At 70.0% G+C, this 20095-nt stretch carries 14 protein-coding genes; 4 read left to right on the top strand and 10 right to left on the bottom strand.

Features of this window, described 5'->3' with window-relative positions:
* Positions 1 to 75: 75 nt before the first annotated feature.
* A complete protein-coding gene (locus tag OG407_RS18185; protein ID WP_405859311.1) occupies positions 76 to 1521 on the bottom strand; it encodes an MFS transporter in 1446 nt (481 codons plus the stop codon).
* 98 nt (positions 1522 to 1619) lie between these two features.
* Between OG407_RS18185 and dusB the strand changes: the two genes are divergently transcribed.
* On the top strand, positions 1620 to 2843 hold the full coding sequence (dusB, locus tag OG407_RS18180; RefSeq protein WP_405859309.1) for a tRNA dihydrouridine synthase DusB: 1224 nt from the start codon (positions 1620 to 1622) through the stop codon (positions 2841 to 2843).
* A 37-nt stretch (positions 2844 to 2880) separates the two neighbouring features.
* Here dusB and OG407_RS18175 read toward each other — a convergent pair whose 3' ends face one another.
* The 3 genes from OG407_RS18175 to OG407_RS18165 all read right to left on the bottom strand — a co-directional run bounded on the left by OG407_RS18175 (position 2881) and on the right by OG407_RS18165 (position 8984).
* Positions 2881 to 5415 (bottom strand): sulfatase-like hydrolase/transferase, encoded by a 2535-nt coding sequence (locus OG407_RS18175; protein WP_405859307.1) that lies wholly within the window; start codon positions 5413 to 5415, stop codon positions 2881 to 2883.
* Between the two features lie 149 nt (positions 5416 to 5564).
* On the bottom strand, positions 5565 to 7502 hold the full coding sequence (locus OG407_RS18170) for a glycogen debranching N-terminal domain-containing protein (RefSeq protein ID WP_405859305.1): 1938 nt from the start codon (positions 7500 to 7502) through the stop codon (positions 5565 to 5567).
* Positions 7503 to 7562: 60 nt separating this feature from the next.
* Positions 7563 to 8984 carry an MGH1-like glycoside hydrolase domain-containing protein gene (locus OG407_RS18165; RefSeq protein WP_405859303.1) on the bottom strand — a complete coding sequence of 474 codons (1422 nt, stop codon included), beginning with the start codon at positions 8982 to 8984 and terminating at the stop codon, positions 7563 to 7565.
* Between the two features lie 120 nt (positions 8985 to 9104).
* Here OG407_RS18165 and OG407_RS18160 point away from each other — a divergent pair, with 120 nt between their 5' ends.
* Positions 9105 to 10307, top strand: a complete 1203-nt coding sequence (locus OG407_RS18160) for an ROK family protein (protein WP_405859300.1) — start codon at positions 9105 to 9107, stop codon at positions 10305 to 10307.
* A gap of 405 nt (positions 10308 to 10712) precedes the next feature.
* A complete protein-coding gene (ppdK, locus tag OG407_RS18155) occupies positions 10713 to 13448 on the top strand; it encodes a pyruvate, phosphate dikinase (protein ID WP_405859298.1) in 2736 nt (911 codons plus the stop codon).
* A 165-nt stretch (positions 13449 to 13613) separates the two neighbouring features.
* Here ppdK and OG407_RS18150 read toward each other — a convergent pair whose 3' ends face one another.
* Positions 13614 to 14123, bottom strand: a complete 510-nt coding sequence (locus OG407_RS18150; protein ID WP_405868473.1) for an excalibur calcium-binding domain-containing protein — start codon at positions 14121 to 14123, stop codon at positions 13614 to 13616.
* Between the two features lie 184 nt (positions 14124 to 14307).
* Between OG407_RS18150 and OG407_RS18145 the strand changes: the two genes are divergently transcribed.
* A complete protein-coding gene (locus OG407_RS18145; protein ID WP_405859296.1) occupies positions 14308 to 15234 on the top strand; it encodes an oxidoreductase in 927 nt (308 codons plus the stop codon).
* A gap of 39 nt (positions 15235 to 15273) precedes the next feature.
* Here OG407_RS18145 and OG407_RS18140 read toward each other — a convergent pair whose 3' ends face one another.
* The 5 genes from OG407_RS18140 to nirB form a co-directional block, all read right to left on the bottom strand.
* Positions 15274 to 16053 (bottom strand): SDR family NAD(P)-dependent oxidoreductase, encoded by a 780-nt coding sequence (locus tag OG407_RS18140; protein ID WP_405859294.1) that lies wholly within the window; start codon positions 16051 to 16053, stop codon positions 15274 to 15276.
* A gap of 70 nt (positions 16054 to 16123) precedes the next feature.
* Entirely contained in the window at positions 16124 to 16708 is a 585-nt protein-coding gene (locus OG407_RS18135) for a TetR/AcrR family transcriptional regulator (RefSeq protein ID WP_405859292.1), read from the bottom strand.
* 157 nt (positions 16709 to 16865) lie between these two features.
* The gene (locus OG407_RS18130) at positions 16866 to 16991 is read right to left on the bottom strand and encodes a hypothetical protein (RefSeq protein ID WP_405859290.1); all 126 of its coding nucleotides are present in this window, start codon (positions 16989 to 16991) and stop codon (positions 16866 to 16868) included.
* Between the two features lie 114 nt (positions 16992 to 17105).
* A complete protein-coding gene (gene nirD, locus OG407_RS18125) occupies positions 17106 to 17456 on the bottom strand; it encodes a nitrite reductase small subunit NirD (protein ID WP_405859288.1) in 351 nt (116 codons plus the stop codon).
* Positions 17453 to 20077 carry a nitrite reductase large subunit NirB gene (nirB, locus tag OG407_RS18120; RefSeq protein ID WP_405859287.1) on the bottom strand — a complete coding sequence of 875 codons (2625 nt, stop codon included), beginning with the start codon at positions 20075 to 20077 and terminating at the stop codon, positions 17453 to 17455. Before nirB ends, nirD begins: the two co-directional genes overlap by 4 nt.
* Positions 20078 to 20095 lie beyond the last annotated feature (18 nt).

Here is a 20095-nt window from a genome sequence, read left to right as displayed (position 1 = left end):
GGCGCGGGACTGTATCGGATTTGCGGCTACCGCCGCGTGGGCGCGACCAGCCGCAGCGGACCCGCACCCGCAGAACTAAGCGTTGATCCCAGCCGCTTCGCGTACTTCAACAGACTGCAACCGCTCAGCCGTACGTTCAGCAGTCCGACGTGCCCAAACCCCACTGGTCACCGCACCGAGCACCAGCACAGCCAACCCGCACGCCACCAAAATCCACCACCCGGGCCGAGCCGCGGAAACAAACGTCTCCTTGTACGACGACGCCACCACCCCGGAAGCCAACACCGCCCCAACCACCGCAACCCCGAGCGTCTGCCCCAACTGCCGACTCGTGGACGCCACGGCCGCCGCAACCCCCGCTTGAGCGCGAGGCATCCCGGACACCGCCGTATTCGTGATCGGCGCGTTCACGAACCCGAACCCGATCCCGAACAGCGCGTACCCGATGAACCGCGAGACCCCGGACGTCTCCGCCTCGAACCCCGCGAACAGCACCGCACTCGCCGTCATCGCCGTCCCTGCGATCAGCAGGGATATTCGCGGCCCGCGACTACCGACCAGCCGCCCGGAGATCGGCGCGCACAGGAACGTGGGAACGGCCATCGGCAACATCCACAGGCCGGCGTGCAGCGCGTCGAGACCGACCACGTTCTGCAGATACAGCGTGGACAGGAACAGGAAGCCGCCCAGCGCCGAGAACGCGCTGATGGCGATCACCGTCGCCCCACTGAACGGCGCCGAACGGAAGAAGCGCAGGTCGATGAGGGGTTCGTCGCGCCGCGGCTCGTACCAGAGGAGCCCGGCGAGGGCGGCCAGCGCGAGGATCGCGAACGGCAGGATCGCCGTGAACCCGGAGCTCGGCGCCTCGATGATCGCGTACGTCAGGGAGCCGAACAGGGCGATCACCATCAGCTGGCCGACCGGGTCGGCACGGCGGGCCTTGGGTGCGCGGGACTCCGGGATGAACTTCAGCGTGAGCAGCAGCGCGGCCAGGCCCACCGGCAGGTTGATCCAGAAGATCGAGCGCCAGCCGACCGAGTCCACGAGCAGCCCGCCGATCAGCGGACCGGCGGCCATCGATATGCCGACGACCGCGCCCCACACACCGATCGCGCGGGCCCGCTCGCGCGGCTCGGTGAAGGTGTTGGTGATGATCGACATGGCGACCGGGTTGAGCATCGAGCCGCCGACCGCCTGGATCATGCGGAACCAGATCAGCGCGTCCAGATCCGGCGCGAGGGAGCAGAGCAGCGAGCCGAGGCTGAAGACCACCAGGCCGGCGATGAAGACCCGTTTGCGGCCGATCCGGTCGGCCGTGGAGCCTGCCAGCATCAGCAGGGAGGCCAGGACCAGGGTGTACGCGTCGATCGTCCACTGCAGACCGGAGGTCGAGGCATGGAGATCGGTCTGCATCGCGGGCAGCGCCACGTTCAGGATGGTCACGTCCAGGCTCACGATCAGCAGACTCATGCAGCAGATCGCGAGCACCAGCTGTCGGCGGCGGTGGCTGAGCTCGGGCATGCGCACCATCGTACGCCAAACTCGATAGTGCGGCTAACTAATTACCGATACACGATCCTCGGCCCCGGGCACCCGGCGTCGTACGGGACAATGGAGCAATGTCCACGCCCGTCTCCGCGCCTGTCTCCCCGCCCGTGTCCCCGGCTGTGACCCCGTTGCGGGTTGGCCCGTACACCGTCTCGCCGCCTGTCGTCCTGGCCCCCATGGCCGGGATCACCAACGCGCCCTTCCGCACCCTGTGCAGGTCCTTCGCCGAAGGCGAAGCATTCGCCGGAGGCGAAGCAAAGGATGCGGCCAGTGGTGGCAAGGGCCTGTTCGTGAGCGAGATGATCACGACCCGGGCGCTGGTCGAGCGCAACGACAAGACCATGCAGCTGATCCGTTTCGACGAGACCGAGAAACCTCGCTCGATCCAGCTGTACGGCGTCGACCCGGCGACCGTCGGCAAGGCCGTCCGCATGATCGCGGAGGAGGGGCTCGCCGACCACATCGACCTCAACTTCGGCTGCCCGGTGCCCAAGGTCACCCGCAAGGGCGGCGGCTCCGCGCTGCCGTACAAGCGGAACCTGCTGCGGGCGATCCTGAAGGAGGCCGTCAGCGGGGCCGGTGACCTGCCCGTCACGATGAAGATGCGCAAGGGCATCGACGACGACCACATCACCTTCCTCGACGCCGGCCGCATCGCCGTCGAGGAGGGCGTCACGTCCATCGCGCTGCACGGCCGCACGGCTGCCCAGCACTACGGCGGTACGGCGGACTGGGACGCGATCGCGCGCCTGAAGGAGCATGTGCCGGAGATCCCCGTGCTCGGCAACGGCGACATCTGGTCGGCGCAGGACGCGCTGCGGATGGTGCGGGAGACAGGGTGCGACGGGGTCGTGGTCGGGCGCGGATGCCTCGGGCGTCCGTGGCTGTTCGCCGACCTCGTGGCGGCCTTCGAGGGACGTGAACAGGACGTCCTGGAGCCGTCGTTGCGCGAGGTCGCGGACGTCATGGTGCGGCACGCGACGCTGCTCGGTGAGTGGATCGGGGACGAGGCGCGGGGAGTCATCGACTTCCGTAAGCACGTCGCCTGGTACCTGAAGGGCTTCGCGGTCGGGAGCGAGATGCGCAAGCGCCTCGCGATCACGTCGTCGCTTCAGGAACTCCGTTCCGGGCTCGACGAGTTGGACCTCGACCAGCCCTGGCCGGTGGGCGCCGACGGGCCCCGCGGCCGTACGTCCGGCAACAACCGGGTGGTGTTGCCGGACGGCTGGCTGAAGGACCCGTACGACTGCGCGGGGATCGGCGAGGACGCGGAGCTGGACACGTCCGGCGGCTGAACTCCGTTGGGCGGGCGCTCAGTTCGGCTTCTGCCGCTCAGTTCGTCTTCGGGTGGGGCGTCGAGCCGTACGCCGTGAGGAACTTGTCGCGGAAGGCGCTCATCTTCCACACCGGGGCGTCGTGGGCGGGGCGCAGGCCGTCGGTCCAGTTCCAACTGTCGACCTTCGCAAGGACCTTGGGGTCCTTGGCGACGATCGAGATCGGGACGTCGCGGCTGGCGTGGCTGCCGCTGACGCGGGCGATCGGCTGGTGGTCGCCGAGGAAGACGAGCACGGTGTTGTCGTTGCCGTAGCGCTCCAGCCACTGGGTGAGGGAGTTCACCGAGTACTGGATCGACTTGCCGTACTCCTGGCGGGACTTGGTGGTGTCGGCGATGACGTCGGACGCCTTGTTGCCGGCCCTCTCGATCGAGTCGAAGATCGAACCGTTGCCCAGCTGGTCCCAGGGGACGAGCTTCGGGATCGGTGCCCAGGGCTGGTGGCTGGAGGTCAGGATCAGCAGCGACATCAGCGACTTGCCGTCGGTGCGGGGCTTGCTGTGCACCTGCTTCTGGAACTGCTCCAGCGCGTACTGGTCGGGCATCGTCGACCAGCTGAACTTCGGTCCCTGGTAGCCGAGTTGGAATGCGTTGTAGACCTTGTCGAGGCCGTAGAAGCTCTGCTCGGGCCAGCCCTTCTGGATGCCCGGCATCACGCCGACGGTGTCGTAGTCGCCGGTCTTCTTGAAGGCGTCGGTCAGGCTCAGGTGGTCGCTGGCCATCACCGTGCGGTAGCGCTGCTGGTTGCTGACCCACAGGCCCGACATGGTGGTGGAGTGGCCGAGCCAGCTGCTGCCGCCGTAGGTCGCCGAGGTCAGCCAGCCGCTCTTCGCGGCGAAGCCCGCCTTCGAGAGGGCCTTGGTGTCGGCGGCGAGCGTCGAGTCGACGCCGGGCGCCATGATCGGGTCCTCGATCGCGCTACGGCCGTAGCTCTCGATGAAGGTGAAGATCATGTCCTTGCCGCGGAGGTCCGGGACGAGCTGGCTGCCGGGGGTGTTGCCGAAGGCGTCGACCTTGGCGACCTTCTTGAACTCGGCCTCGTCGCGCAGGGTGTTGCGGATCGCCACCGTCCGGAGCTTGAGGATCGCGGCGGTGTGGTCCGCGGCGAGCGGCACCCCGGAGACCTGGAGGCCGAACGCCATGCAGGTGATCCAGACGGTGCCGGCGATCAGCGCGCCCCGGGACGCGTTGGCCTTGTGCGCGGCGAGCAGGTTGGCGAGCCGGACGGCGGCCAGCGCGACCAAGGTGATCAGCAGCAGGACGAAGAGGATCAGGCCGACCGTGATGCCGGTGGTGGCCGGTCCGCCGAACGTGTCCTTGAGATAGCTCTGCGCGTCGCCGAACAGGCTCCAGTCCAGGATGACGTTGAAGCCCCGGCCCAGGTATTCGTTGAACCCCATGTCGAGCATGTTCAGGATCGCCACGACGGCGGCGAGGACACCGGAGACCGCCGCGAGCACGATCCGGGGCCGTCGCGGCAGGCTGATCAGAACGACAGCCCCCATGATCGCCTCCGCCGGGATCCGCATGAACTCGGTGAGCTTCAGGCTGTTCACCGTGGTCGGCATCTGCAGACAGACGTGGACGAGACCGGCGGCGAGGAGGGTGACGATCCAGGAGAGCACGCGAGCGGCGACGGGGTGCTTCTCCCGCCAGGCCTGTATACGGCGACGTATCCCGAGCCGGCTGCTCCAGGCGCGGGGGCCGGGGCGAGTGGGGCGGGGGGTGGTGCCGGTGGTGGCACCGGCAGCTGCGTCGGCGTCGGCTTCAGGTTCGGCGTCGGCTTCGGTGTCCGTATCCGGGGTGGACGCGGTGGTCTCCTCGGAGACATCGGAGGCCTCGGAGGCATCGGTGCCGGGAGCCGGGGAGTCTGCGGCCTCGGCGTCCGCGGGGTCGGCCGTCCCGGGCTCCGCAGTCTCGGGCGCGGCCTTCGACGGGGCTTCGGAGCGAGCTTCTACGGCCCGATCGGACGCGGTGTTCTCGGCCTGCTCGGTCTCCGCGGCAGAGGGAGAAGCGTCGGCCTCGGAGCCAGGGGCTGGGGAGCCTGTGGCCTCGGTGTCGGCGGGCTCGGTGTTGTCAGCGGTGGGGGGCGCCGTGGCGTCGGACACGGCTTGGGGCGCAGGCTTCGCCGAGGGTTCTACGGCTCGCTCGGACGCGGTGTTCCCGGCGCGTTCGGTCTCGGCGGAGGGAGAAGCGCCGTCGGACTCAGCGTCGACGCCGGCGGCGGAACCGGTCTCGGCCTCGGTCTCGGCGCTCGCGGGGACGTCGGCTTCCGTCTCCGTGCTCGTGGCGAGCGCGGCCTCGGTGTCGTCGGCGACCCCGGCGGTACCGGTCTCGCTCCGCTTCTCCGCGGGTGCCGAAGGCTCGCTCGGCTCGACTGGATCGACCTCACCCGGTTCCGAGCCGGCCGTGGAAATCCCCGCGTCGGCAACGGAGTTGGCCTCGGTGTCGGTGTCGGTGTCCGCGGAACCGCCGGAGGCCTCGGCTGCCCCTGCCGTATTCGGTGTCTGGCGTGTGCTCGTGTGCTGAGGCAACCCGAAGGTCCTTCCGTGCGAGGCCCGTGATCGGAGTGGAGGGGCGGTCCGACTGGGGAGGCAGGACCGCCGCTCTTCCGTACGAGTTGCCTCGGGCCCCTGTTCACGGAACTGGGCAAACACCCGGCAAACGGCTTATCACCGTTGTGTCACGCGCCCCCGACCGCCGTGAGCAGCGCCAATGGAGCCGCCGCCGAACGGGACTCCCGTACGCACGCGTGCGGGTACGGGACCGGCTCCGGGTGGGTGTCGCGGCCGTAGCCCGCGAGGACCTCCGGGAGGCGGTGGCCGGTCGCCGTCGCCGCGTCGACCAGCGCGTGCGCGACCGTGCGGGCCTCGTCGTGCAGACCGTAGCGGGCCAGGCCCAGCGTGATCAGCGCGTTGTCGTGCGGCCAGACCGAACCCCGGTGGTACGAGAGAGGGTGGTAGGCCGCTTGGCCCGACGCCAGGGTGCGGACGCCCCAGCCCGAGAAGAAGTCCGGGGCCAGGAGCCTGCGGCCGACCAACTCGCCGTACTCCTTGTCCAGCAGACCCGACCAGAGCAGATGGCCCGCATCCGACGCCAGCGCGTCCACCTGCCTGCCCTCGCCGTCCAGTGCCAGCGCCGGGAAGGAGTGCTCCCGCATCCAGAAGTCCCGCTGGAAACGGTCCCGGAGGTCCGCCGCCGCCTGTTCCAGGAGGGCCGCGTAGGTCTCGTCCTCCCATACCGTGCGGGCGAGTTGGGCCGTGCGGCGCAGCGCGTCGTACGCGTAACCCTGCGCCCCCGCCGCCATCACCGGACCGCTCGCCCGCGTGCCGTCGGCGCCGCAGATCGCGCCGGGGGAGTCCTTCCAGTTCTGGTTGGCCAGGCCGCCCTGGTCGGCGCGGTAGACCAGGTAGCCGCGCGAGGTCAGGCCGCCGTGGTCCAGCATCCAGCCGATCGCGGCACGGGCGTTGGGCTCCAGGCGCCGGGCGAGCGTCGCGTCGCCGGTCTGCTCGACGTACGCGCCCAGCAGCACCAGGAACAGCGGGGTCGCGTCCACCGAGCCGTAGTAACGCCCGTACGGCACCTGCCCGAAGTGCGCCAACTCGCCGTGCCGCACCTCGTGCACGATCTTGCCGGGCTGCGACACCGACTCCGCGCCCACGGCCGTCGCCTGCGTCGCGGCGAGGGCGGGGAGGGTGGCTGCGGCCAGTTGGGGGCGGTACGGGAGCGCGAACAGGGACGTGAGGAGCGCGTCCCTGCCCAGGAGGGTCAGGAACCACGGGGCTCCCGCCGCCGGTACGCGCAACTCCTCGCCGTCCGGGCCCGTCGCCGGGACCTGGAGCGACGCCAGGTCCGACAGACCCCGGGCGCAGGCCGCGGCCAACTCCGGCCAGCCGGTGGGGAAGGAGACGCCCTGGACGTACTCGCCCTCCAGGGCGATGAGTTGGTCGTTCAGGGCGGACGGTGAGCGCGGTACCCGCAGCGCGCGCTTGTCGCCGTGCGGGCGGGCCATCACGCGGAGCGCCAACTCGGCGGTGCCGTGCGGTTCGAGGTCCAGGGTCCACACCATGCGGCGGGCGCCGGTGCCGGTCTCCTCGACGCCGTCCGGAGCGGGCTCGGCCGTGACCGTCGTACAGGAACGCCATTCGCCGCGCTGGTAGGCGAACTCCACGCCGTCCTCCAGGACTTGGCGGGAGCGGGTGGCGCCGATCTTCGCGTACGTGCGGTAGTCCGAGCGGAGTTCGAACTGGTCCGTGAAGTCGGCGTCCGCGGTGACCGCGAGCCGGACCGTCGTCGGGACCGGACGGTTGCTGGTCACCTTCAGCGATTCGACGAACGCGCCGTCGCCGACGGCCTGTTCACGGAAAAGCGTGTGCGCGGGCGGCTCCTGGCGACCGCCGCGCGGGACGAGGACGCAGCGCGCCATGTCTCCGTCGGCCACCGGTGTCAACGCCTCCGGCACCGCGCCGTCGACCGTCAACTGCCAGCGGCTCAGATGCCGCGCGTCCCGTACGAATAACCCGTCCGGGGAACTGCCGCCCCGTACGCCGCTGATGTCCCCGCCGTCGCCCACGGCTGCGAAAGTCCCGCCGTGCACGAGCAGATGATGCCGGTCCGTCATCCCCGGTCCCCTCCCTTGACTCTCTTGGCGACCTTGACTTCTGTGTCACTGACGTCCGTGTCAGTCACGTGTGTCACTCATGTCGAACGTGCCGAGGCCCGCGGCGGACACGCCGTGTCCAGGGGGCTCGTGAAGCAGATCGAGGGTCAGCGCGGCGGTCCAGCTGAAGCCGGTCGCGCCGCACGCCTCGCCGTCGTACGGGTCGACGTACTCGGCGAAGTCGGTGGCGGTGGCGGTCTCCAGGACCGCCGTGCGGAGCGCGTCCGCGCGCACCCGCTCGCCGTGCAGCCGCAGGCCGCGCTCCAGCAGCCAGCTCGTGTTGAACCAGGCCGGGCCGCGCCAGTACCGGTGCGGATCGAACGCCTCGCCCAACAGGTCGTAGCTGGGCGGGAGTTGGGTGGTGTCGCCGAGCCCGAAGTGCGGGCCGGACGCCGTACGGACGAGGGCGGTGGTGATGTCCCGGGGCAGGTCGGGGAGGAGGAGCGGGATCAGCCCGGAGACGCTGCGCTCCGGGATCAGTCCCTCGCCGCGCACGTCGCGGCAGAAGAACATGCCCTCCGCCGGGTCCCACAGCCGATCGATCAGCACCCCGGTGAGGCGCTCCGCGCGCGCGTGCCGGGCCGTGCCGGTCGCGCCCAACTCCCGGGCGATACGGGCCAGTGCGTGCTCGGAGGCGATCAGCAGCGCGTTGAAGGACGGGTCCTCGACCGCGAACTCGCTTGCCCCGTCGGCGTATTCGCCGTCCCGGTAGTCCGTCGCGAGGCGCACGTAACGGCCGTAGTCCAGATCCGTGGGCCGGTCCTCGGCGGCGCCGTGGTCGAGGTCGGCGCGGCGGAAGGAACGGGCCGGGGCCGGCGTGATCCGGCCCAACGGGGCGTCCCAGCAAGGGCTGTTGTCCATACCCTGTTCCCAGGGGTGCACGACGGACGCGAGTCCGCCCCCGCCCAGGTCCCGCCGGTGCAGCAGATAGCGGTGCCAGGCGGCCAGCCGGGGGTAGACACCGGCGAGGAAGCCACGCGCGCGGGAGAGGCCCGGATCGGCGCAGTGGACCAGCCACGCGGCCAGCGCGTGGACCGGTGGCTGCACGATGCCCGAGGTCTGTACGGTGCGCGGGGCGCCCGCGGTGCGCCCCGCGGTCGAGGAGCGCCAGAAGTCGGGGCTCGGGAAGTACGCGTCGAGCGGTACGGAGGGGTTGAAGACGATGTGCGGGATACGTCCGTCGCCCCACTGGGCGGCGAGCAGCGTCTCCAGCTCCGTCTGCGCCCGCAGCGGCGAGAGGTGCCGTAGACCGATGGCGATGAACGCGGAGTCCCAGGACCACTGGTGCGGATACAGACCGCGGGAGGGGACGGTTGAGGCACCCGTCCAGTTCCCTTCCAGTACGGCAGCCGCCCTGAGGTGCAGCGAACCTGACAAGGGTGGCGGATCGTATACGAAGGTGCGTTCCACGGGGAGGGCTGTGAGCTGGGCAGTGCGATCCACTCGGGACTCCACGAAACACATCGTGCCGACCGGTTCGGTCATGGCTACCGTAGGGTTACGTCTATTTAACACGCAAAACTCAATATGTAATGCAGGGTTGAGAAACACAAGGGGGTGCGCATGACTGGACGAGGTCAAGCGAGCGCCGGCGATCTGCTCGAACTGGTACGCACCGGGCGCGCCACGACCCGCGGCGCCCTCCAACAGGTGACCGGACTCTCACGCGCGACCGTCGGCCAGCGCCTGGACCGGCTCTTCCGCGCGGGCTGGCTGCGCGAGGGCGCGGGCGGCCCGGTGGACTCCCCGCTGGGCGGCAGACCGTCGATCACGCTGGAGTTCGACGACGCTCACGCCGTAGTCCTCGCGGCGGACCTGGACACCCGCCACGCGCGCGCGTCCGTCCTCACCCTCACCGGCGAGATCCTCGCCGAGCACGGCGGCACGCTCGTCATCGAGGACGGCCCGGACGCCGTACTCGGCGAACTCGGCCGCTGGTTCGCCGAGTTGCTGGAGAAGGCCGGACACCAGGCGTCCGAGGTCTGCGGGATCGGCCTCGCGGTCCCCGGGCCCGTCGACAGCGAGACCGGCCGCGTCGTCCAGCCGCCGATCATGCCCGGCTGGGACGGCTACGACATAAGAGGCCGCCTGGCCCGCGCCTTCACCGAACACACCGGCGCCCCCCGGGTCCCGGTCCTGGTCGACAACGACGCCAACCTCATGGCCTACGGCGAACAGCGCACCGGACACCCCGACTGCTCGGCCTTCGTCCTGGTCAAGGTGTCCACCGGTATCGGCGCGGGAGTGGTCGTCGGCGGCTCCATCTTCCGGGGGATCGACGGCGGCGCCGGCGACATCGGCCACATCCGCGTCCCGGCGGGCGCGCAGGCGCTGTGCCGTTGCGGGTCCTACGGCTGTCTCGCCGCCGTCGCGAGCGGTGGCGCCGTGGCGCGACGGCTGGCCGAGACCGGGGTACCGGCGGCGTCCGGCTCGGATGTGCGGGACCTGCTCGCGTCCGGGCACCCAGGAGCCGCGGCCTTCGCCCGCGAGGCGGGACGGCAGGTCGGGGACGTCCTGGCCACCGTGGTGACACTGCTCAACCCCGGGGTGCTGATGATCGCGGGAGACCTGGCCGGCACCTCCTTCCTCACGGGCGTACGGGAGCTGCTGTACCAGCGGGCGCTGCCGCGCTCCACCGCTCATCTGCACGTGCTGACCTCACGGCTCGGCGAGCGGGCCGGGCTGGTGGGGGCGGGGGCGCTGGTCGTGGAGCACCTGTACGCGCCGGAGCGGGTGGAGGAGCGGTTGCTCGCGCTGGGCATGTGACGTCCGGGTTTCCGTCCCGAGACGCGTCCGGATGGTGAAATCCGGGCGGGTGTGGAAGCGTGATTCTCGCCACCTTTGATAGGGGTGGCGCTCAGGTGAGCGGATCTTGCACGGCTGCACTTCTCCAAGGGGTGGCACTGCGTGCCACCCCTTGATCGTTCATCGATCGAAAACAGGCGAGCCGCAACCCGCTCGTATGAGCGAATAATCCCGCACCTGAAGAGTGTTGCCTTCAAGAAGTGAAAACATCCGGCGGTGTTCGCTTGCCGAGCTTTGACTTTCGATCCGCTGGCGGACTACCGGTTACAGACGCATGACATGCAAGTGGACGTACCCAGACGCCTTCGATCTGGGTATGTTCCTGGCCGTCAGGGCAGCCACCCGCGTCCCGAGGAGTCGAGACCCGTGTCGGAAAACAAAGAACCCCACGTAGTGAAGTTCGTCTACGACTTCACCGAGGGAAACAAGGACCTCAAGGACCTCCTCGGCGGCAAGGGTGCCAACCTCGCCGAGATGACCAACCTGGGCCTTCCCGTCCCGCCGGGTTTCACCATCACGACCGAGGCGTGCAAGACCTACCTCGACAGCGGGGACGAACCGGCGGCACTGCGTGACGAGGTGAGTGCGCACCTCGACGCGCTGGAGTCCACGATGGGCAAGAAGCTCGGGCAGGCCGACGATCCCCTCCTCGTATCGGTCCGTTCCGGGGCGAAGTTCTCCATGCCCGGCATGATGGACACGGTCCTGAACATCGGCCTCTCCGACAAGTCCGTGCAGGGCCTGGCGAAGCAGGCCGGCGACGAGCGCTTCGCGTGGGACTCGTACCGCCGCCTGATCCAGATGTTCGGCAAGACCGTCCTCGGCGTCGATGGCGACCTCTTCGAGGAGGCCCTCGACAAGGCCAAGGACGCCAAGAAGGTCGTCGTGGACACCGAGTTGGACGCGGCCGACCTGAAGAAGCTGGTCACCCGGTTCAAGCGGATCGTCAAGACCGAGGCCGGCCGCGACTTCCCGCAGGACCCGCGCGAGCAGATGGACCTCGCCATCCACGCGGTCTTCGACTCCTGGAACACCGACCGCGCGAAGCTCTACCGCCGCCAGGAACGCATCCCGCACGACCTCGGCACCGCGGTCAACATCTGCTCGATGGTCTTCGGCAACCTCGGCCCCACAGCTACATCGATTGGGGGCGGCACGGGCGTCGCCTTCACCCGCGACCCGGCCAGCGGCCACCAGGGCGTCTACGGCGACTACTTGCAGAACGCGCAGGGCGAGGACGTCGTCGCCGGCATCCGAAACACCGTGCCCCTCGCGGAACTTGAGCAGATCGACAAGGCGTCGTACGACCAGCTCATGCAGATCATGAAGACCCTGGAGAACCACTACAAGGATCTCTGCGACATCGAATTCACCATCGAGCGCGGGCAGTTGTGGATGCTGCAGACGCGGGTGGGGAAGCGGACGGCGGGTGCGGCCTTCCGTATCGCGACCCAACTCGTCGACCAGGGGCTGATCGACGAGGCGGAGGCCCTCCAGCGGGTCACCGGCGCGCAGTTGGCGCAGCTGATGTTCCCGCGCTTCGACGACGAGGCGAAGGTCCAGCAGGTCGGGCGGGGCATCGCGGCCTCGCCGGGCGCGGCGGTCGGCAAGGCGGTCTTCGACTCGTACACGGCGGTGAAGTGGTCGCGTTCGGGCGAGAAGGTGATCCTGGTCCGCCGCGAGACGAACCCGGACGACCTCGACGGCATGATCGCGGCGGAGGGCATCCTCACGTCGCGGGGCGGCAAGACGTCGCACGCGGCCGTCGTGGCGCGGGGCATGGGCAAGACGTGCGTCTGCGGCGCGGAGGAGCTTGAGGTCGACACCAAGCGGCGCCGGATGACGGTGCCGGGTGGTCACGTGGTCGAGGAGGGCGACGTGATCTCGATCGACGGCTCCAGCGGCAAGGTGTACCTGGGCGAGGTCCCGGTCGTCCCGTCCCCGGTCGTCGAGTACTTCGAGGGCCGGATGCACGCGGGCGCCGACGACGCCGACGAGCTGGTCGAGGCGGTCCACCGCATCATCGGATACGCCGACCGCGTACGCCGGTTGAGGGTACGCGCCAACGCCGACAACGCCGAGGACGCGCTGCGCGCCCGCCGCTTCGGGGCACAGGGCATCGGCCTCTGCCGTACGGAGCACATGTTCCTGGGCGACCGCCGCGAGCTGGTGGAACGCCTGATCCTGGCCGACACGGAGGCTGAGCGTGAGGAGTCCCTGAAGGGGCTGTTGCCGCTGCAGAAGGCGGACTTCGTCGAGCTGTTCAAGGCGATGGACGGACTCCCGGTCACTGTCCGCCTGTTGGACCCGCCGCTGCACGAATTCCTGCCGGACATAACGGAGTTGTCGGTCCGAGTGGCGCTCGCGGAGTCCCGCCAGGAGTCCCACGAGAACGACCTCCGCCTCCTCCAGGCGGTCCACCGCCTGCACGAGCAGAACCCGATGCTGGGCCTGCGGGGCGTGCGGTTGGGTCTGGTGATTCCGGGCCTGTTCACGATGCAGGTACGGGCGATCGCCGAGGCCGCCGCCGAACGCAAGGCCGCGAAGGGCGACCCGCGCGCGGAGATCATGATCCCGCTCGTCGGCACGGTCCAGGAGCTGGAGATCGTCCGCGAGGAGGCCGACCAGGTCGTCGCGGAGGTGGAGGCGGCGACGGGCACGTCCCTGAAGCTGTCCATCGGCACGATGATCGAACTCCCGCGTGCCGCCCTGACGGCGGGCCAGATCGCGGAGGCGGCGGAGTTCTTCTCGTTCGGCACGAACGACCTCACGCAGACGGTGTGGGGCTTCAGCCGGGACGACGTGGAGGCCTCCTTCTTCACGGCCTACCTGGAGAAGGGCATCTTCGGCGTCAGCCCCTTCGAGACGATCGACAGGGACGGTGTCGGCTCCCTGGTGAAGCTGGCGGCGAAGGCGGGCCGCGAAACCCGCCCGGACCTCAAGCTGGGCGTCTGCGGCGAGCACGGCGGTGACCCGGAGTCGGTCCACTTCTTCCACGAGGTCGGACTGGACTACGTGTCGTGTTCCCCGTTCCGGATCCCGGTGGCCCGGCTTGAAGCGGGGCGGGCGGCTTCGGTGGCGCAGGGCAGCGATCACCGGTAGGCCGTAAGGCATTCAGTTGTACGGCATTCAGTCGTACGGCCTTCAAGATCCCCGGGGCTGTCGTCGGTCATCCTGACCCTCACCGACGCGGCGGTGGTTCCGGATCACGAGGGGAGGGGCGGCACCCTGTGCGGGGGTGTCGCCCCTCCCCGCTGTCGTCCGGTGTCACTCGCAGGCGACCCCGTCCCCGTCCCGGTCGAGGTGGGAGTCGTAGCCGGGGTCGCCCCTGTGGAGGGGTGTGACGCCGGCGGCGCGGGCGGCGGTGCAGTTTGTGTAATAGGTGCTGCCGCCGCCGGAGTCGGAGTCGTCGGAACCCGAGCCGGAGCCAGAACCTGAACCCGAACCGGTGCCTGCGGCTGCCTCCGCGGTGACCGTCTTCGTGACCTTGACCGTCTTCGTCGTGGTGACCGTGGGCGCGGGGGCCGGGCTCGCCGTCTCCGTCGTCGTCGCCGTGACGGTCATCGTCGGCTGAGGGCTGGCCGCCGCGGGCTTCGCGTCGGCCGTCGTGTCGGTCTTCTTGTCCTGGCCGGAGCCGCCCGCGCCGATGCCGATGAGGAAGGCCAGGGCGAGGGCGGGGAGCACGTAGCGCTTGCGGGCCCAGCGGGGTGCCGGTCGGACGGGCTGGAACGGCGGCTGGGGCTGGGGCATGGGTGGTGTGGCGTACGGGTGGGTCATCTCGTCCCCCTGTGTCTGGTGAGACATGGACCGTATTGCCCCGGTGCGGGCGGTGAAGGAGGAGTGACCATCTCGTGATGGACATGTCGCTCGGTGTGAGCGGAGCGGTGGCGGGCCGGCTCTCGTACGCTGAGATCCCAACCGCTTGCCGACGCCTGTCCACGCCCACCGAGGGAGCCCGATCATGTCCGGCTGGAACGAGAAGGCCGTCCCCGACCAGCGCGGCCGGGTCGCCGTCGTCACCGGGGCCAACAGCGGGCTCGGCTACGTCACCGCGCGTGAGCTTGCCCGCAAGGGTGCCCGGGTCGTGCTCGCCTGCCGGAGTGAGGTGCGGGGGAGTGAGGCCGCCGACCGGATCGTGGCCGAAGTGCCGGGCGCCGAGGCGCAGTTCGGCCGGCTGGATCTCGGGGACCTCGCGTCCGTACGGGAGTTCGCGGACACCTTCCCCTACGAGCGGCTCGATCTGCTCGTCAACAACGCCGGCGTCATGGCGATGCCGTACGGCACGACGGTGGACGGGTTCGAGACGCAGTTCGGGGTCAACCACCTGGGGCACTTCGCGCTCACCGGGTTGTTGCTGCCAGCGCTGCTCGACGCGCCCGACGCCCGGGTCGTCACGCTCTCCAGCTTCATGCACGTGCTCGCCAACATCGACATCGACGACCTCAACAGCGAGCGCCGGTACAGCCGTTGGACCGCGTACTCCCGTTCCAAGACCGCCAACCTGCTCTTCACGCACGAGCTGGCGCGGCGGCTCGCGGCGGCCGGTTCGGGGGTGGTCGCGACCGCCGCCCACCCCGGGTACGCCGCCACCAACCTTCAGACCGCCGGGCCGCAGGCGGAGGGGCGCAGGGGTGCCGAGCGGCTCATGGAGATCGGCAACCGGGTCTTCGCCCAGTCGGCTGAGGCCGGCGCGCTGCCCTCCCTCTACGCGGCCACCGCCCCCGACGTACGGCCTGATGCGTTCTTCGGCCCCCGTATCGCCATGTGGCGCGGGGCCCCGGCACCGTCCTGGCGGGCACCCTGGACCCTCAACGACGCGATGGGGCAACGCCTTTGGGCCGCATCGGAGGAGCTGACGGGAGTTGTGTACGACCAACTCAAGGCGTGAGTCGTCGAGTTACCGGTATTCAAGCCAGGCCCCTGAGCCTCACGCCGTCGCGCCGCTGTCCACCACCAAGTCCGTGCCCACCACCGACGCCGCGTCGTCCGAGGCCAAGTAGAGGACGGCGGCGGCGACTTCGGACGTGGCGGAGATGCGGCCCAGGGGGAGCGTGGCCCGTACCCGTTCGGCGCGGTCGGCCTCCGTCTCGCCGGCGCGCAGGGACATGGGGGTGTCGGTGGCCCCGGGGCTGACCACGTTGATGCGGACGCCCTCGCGGATGTGGTCCACGGCCGCGCCCTTGCTCAGTACGGCTACGGCGGCCTTGGACGCGGCGTAGGCGGCGGCACCGGGGCTGCTCGTGTGCACGCCGAAGATTGACGCCACGTTGACGATCGCGCCGCCGGACGGCTGGGTGCGCATCTGCCGGATCTCGGCCTGGAGGGCGAGGAAGACTCCGGTGACGTTGATGTCGAGTTGCGCGCGCCAGTCCTCCTCGGTGAGGTCGGCCAGGGGGCGTCCGCCCCGGAAGATCCCCGCGTTGTTGACGGCCACGTCGAGTGAGCCGTATCGGTCTACGGCTGCCTGCACCAGGGCGTTGGCGTCAACTGCCTTCGATACGTCGGCAGTTACCGCGAGGGCCTTACCGCCCCCGGCCTCGATCAACGTGACGGTCTCGGCGAGCGGTTCCCGACGTCGTCCTGCTACGACGACGTTCGCCCCCTCGGCCGCGAACGCGAGGGCGACTGCTCTTCCGATACCGGAGCCCGCGCCGGTGACGAGGGCTGTCCTGCCGGAGAAGCGGGCTGGTGTGTTGCGGCTGGTCATGATCTCCCCTTTTTTTGACCGATCAGTTCAATATCAGGGCATGGGCCGAGGCCCTGAACAGAAGGGCGTCTCAGTCCAGCAACGTCAACGCCTGCTCCGCCGCGTCCCGCACCCGCGCCGGGTCCCCGGACGCCCGGCCGACCACCCGCAGCCCCTGCATCAGCACCAGCAGCATGCGCGCGAGGGCGAGCGGATCGCGGTCGGCGGGCAACTCGCCCTGCGCCTGTGCCCGCACCAACGCCGAGCGCAACATCGCTTCCAACTGGTCCCAGTTGCGCTCGACCAGCCGGGTCGCGGTCGCGTCGTGCGGGGCGAGTTCGGCGGCCGTGTTGGTCACCATGCAGCCCAGCGACCGTAGTTGCTCGTCCGCCGCCTCGGCCGCGTACCGCCGTACGATCGCTCGCACGGGCGGCAGCGCGGGGCCCGGCTGGGACAACTCCCGCACCATCGGGGTGAGTCCGGACCGGTCGTAGCTCTCCAGCGCCTTCAGGTACAGGTCGTGCTTGTTGCCGAAGGTCGCGTAGATGCTGGCCCGCCCGACGCCGAGGTGCTCGACGAGGTCGGACATCGACGTCGCCTCGTAGCCGCGCCGCCAGAACAGCTCCAGGGCTGCCCGCAGCGCGGCCTCGGGATCGAACTCCTTGGTCCTGGCCATGCCCGACAGCCTAGGTTTATCGAGAACGGTCAGTCAAGAAACCCTACCCGGGTAACAGGGTGTGCCGGTCACGCGAACTCCGGAATCAGCTCGCCCACCCGCCGGATGCTGTCCATCACCCGCTCGTGCGGGATCGCCCCCACCTGCTGGAAGCACATCAGCCGGTCGATGCCCGCGTCCGCGGCGTTGGGGCCGTGTCGACCTCGTCGCGCGGGAACGCGCCGGTCGGGCCGCCGCCGGTCGGGTCGGCCAGGATGCCCTGCTGGATCGTCATCGTCCCCATCCAGTCCACCCGCCCCGACGACACCCGGGCGCCGAGTCGACCACGGGGGCGGGCTGCTGACCGCATTGCGCACGCAGCGCATCCGGTGCGGAACGGTGGCGTATGTCCGGTGTGTCACCGCGCCCGCACCTCGTACGTCGCCACCCGCACCGACGCGTCGTCCAGACACTCCCCGGAGATCAGGTCGAACCGCTGCTTGAGCAGCGGCGACGCGACGAACGGGCGGCCCTGGTGCGTGCCGGTCAGGCCGCGGGAGAGGACCGCCGCGCCGCTGAACGGGTCGCGGTTGTCGATGCCGTAGAGGGTGCCGGAGCGGTCGCGGAACAGGGCGACCTGGCGGCCGTCGGGCAGCAGGGCCGCCACCCCGCGGCCGGGGGTCAGCCGGTTGAGGTCGCAGACCGTGAACCAGCCCTCCGCCAGCTGGAGTTGGACCTTCAGGTCGGTCGTCTCGGGAGCCAGGGTCATCGCTGGGCGCTTCCTTCCAGGACGTCTGCGGGCTGCTGGGGCCGCATGCCGATGGTCAGCAACGGCAGGTCGGGCTTGATCTGGTCGCGCTCGGGGACGAAGCCGACGACCGGGTCCGGGGTGTCGGGCGCGTTCACGAAGGACACGAACCGGGCCAGTTTCTCGGGGTCGTTGATGGTCGTGGCCCACTCGTCGCGGTACCCGGCGACATGCGCGGCCATCAGCGACTCCAACTCCCCGCAGATACCGAGCGAGTCCGCCACGACCACGTCCCGTACGTGGTCGAGGCCGCCCGGAATCCGCTCCAGCCACACGCTCGTGCGCTCCAGCCGGTCGGCCGTACGGATGTAGAACATGAGGAACCGGTCGATCAGGCGCACCAGTTCGGCATCGGAGAGGTCCTTGGCGAGTAGGTCCGCGTGACGCGGAGTCGCGCCGCCGTTTCCGCCGACGTACAGGTTCCAGCCGGTGGCGGTGGCGATGATGCCGAAGTCCTTCGACTGGGCCTCGGCGCACTCGCGGGCGCAGCCGGAGACCGCCGACTTGAGCTTGTGCGGGGAGCGCAGACCCCGGTAGCGCAGCTCCAGGTCGATCGCCATCCGGACCGAGTCCTGGACGCCGTAGCGGCACCAGGTCTGCCCCACACAGGACTTGACGGTGCGCAGCGCCTTTCCGTACGCGTGCCCGGACTCGAAGCCGGCGTCCACCAACCGGGCCCAGATCAGGGGGAGTTGTTCCACACGGGCGCCGAAGAGGTCGATGCGCTGGCCGCCGGTGATCTTCGTGTAGAGGCCGAAGTCGCGGGCCACCTCGCCGATCACGATGAGTTTCTCGGGGGTGATCTCGCCGCCGGGGATACGCGGTACAACCGAATAGGAGCCGTTCTTCTGCAAGTTGGCGAGGAAGTGGTCGTTGCTGTCCTGGAGGGCGGCCTGCTCGCCGTCGAGGACATAGCCGCTCGCGCCGATCGTCGGGGCGAGGGACGCGATGACCGAGGCGACCGTCGGCTTGCAGATCTCGCAGCCGTCGCCACCCCGGGCACCCTCACGGCCGTAGCGATCCAGCATCTCCTGGTAGGAGTTGACGCGCAGCGCGAGGGCGATCTCGTACAACTCCTCGCGGGTCTGCGTGAAGCAGCCGCACAGGCCCTTGTCGACCTCGACGCCGTTCGCCTCCAGCTCGGCGGTGACCAGCTGGCCGAGCACCTTGACGCAACTCCCGCAGCCGGTACCGGCCTTGGTGCACTTCTTCACCTCGGGCACGCTCGCGCAGGAGTGGTCCGTCACCGCGCCGCGGATCGCGCCCTTGCTGACGTTGTGGCAGGAGCAGATGACGGCCGCGTCGGGCAGTGCGGACGGCCCGAGCTGGACGGCGCCCCCGGAACCGGCCGGCAGCACCAACTGCTCGGGGGAGACCGGCGGTACGGACCCGGTGAACGCGCGCAGCGTGCCGTACGCGTCCGCGTCGCCGATCAGGATGCCGCCCAGCAGCTCGCCGCCCCGGCCGATCACCAGCTTCTTGTACGTCCCCGCCCGCGCGTCGGAGTAGACGACGTCGAGGCAGTCCGCGGTGGCGCCGTGCGCGTCGCCGAAGGACGCCACGTCCACGCCGAGCAGCTTCAACTTGGTCGACAAGTCAGCCCCGGTGAAGGCGGATTCGTCCCGCGCGATGGTCGCGGCGGCCGTCTCCGCCTGCTCGTAACCGGGCGCCACCAGCCCGTACACCCGGCCGTCCGCGGCCAGCGCGCACTCGCCGATCGCGAACACCTGCGGGTCGGTGACCGTACGGCACTGCTCGTCGACCGTGATGCCACCGCGCTCACCGACGGACAGACCGCAGTCGCGGGCGAGTTGGTCGCGGGGGCGGACGCCGGCGCTGAACACCACGATGTCCGTGGCGAGTTGGGAGCCGTCGGACAGCTTCATGCCGGTGACGGCACCGTCCGCGCCGGTCACGATCTCCTGGGTGCCCACGCCCGTGTGGACGGTCAGGCCCATGTCCTCGATGGTCCGCAGGAGCGCGGCCCCGCCGCCCTCGTCGATCTGCACCGGCATCAGTCGCGGCGCGAACTCCACGATGTCCGTGGTCAGTCCGAGCCCCTTGAGCGCCCCGGCCGCCTCCAGCCCGAGCAGCCCACCACCGACCACGGCACCTGTCGTCGCCCGCGTCCTGGCGTACGCCTCGATCGCGAGCAGGTCGTCGATCGTGCGGTAGACGAAACAGCCCTCGGCGTCCTTGCCGGGGACCGGCGGCACGAACGGGTACGAGCCGGTGGCGAGGACGAGCGTGTCGTACTCAACTGACAGTCCAGAGCGGGCGGTTACCGTCCTGGTCGCCCGGTCGATCGTCTCCGCCGGGTCGCCGACGTGCAGCTCGATCCCGTGGTCCGCGATGAACTCCGGGTCCGTGAGCGAGAGTTCCTCGGGTGTGCGGCCCGAGAAGTACGAGGTGAGCTGGACGCGGTCGTAGGCCGGACGCGGTTCCTCGCACAGGACGACCACACGGTGCGTGGCGGTCAGGCCGCGCTCGGCGAGCGCTTCGAGGAAGCGCTGACCGACCATGCCGTGGCCGACGAGCACGATGGTGGGCACGGTGGGCACCACACGCGGATTCGAGGTCATGCCCAGGAGCCTGCGACG

Origin of the sequence: Streptomyces sp. NBC_01515, from assembly GCF_045040345.1 — a bacterium.
Classification (GTDB): domain Bacteria; phylum Actinomycetota; class Actinomycetes; order Streptomycetales; family Streptomycetaceae; genus Streptomyces.
The sequence above is the reverse complement of the archived record's forward strand: the minus strand, read 5'-3'. Positions and strand labels throughout refer to the sequence as shown.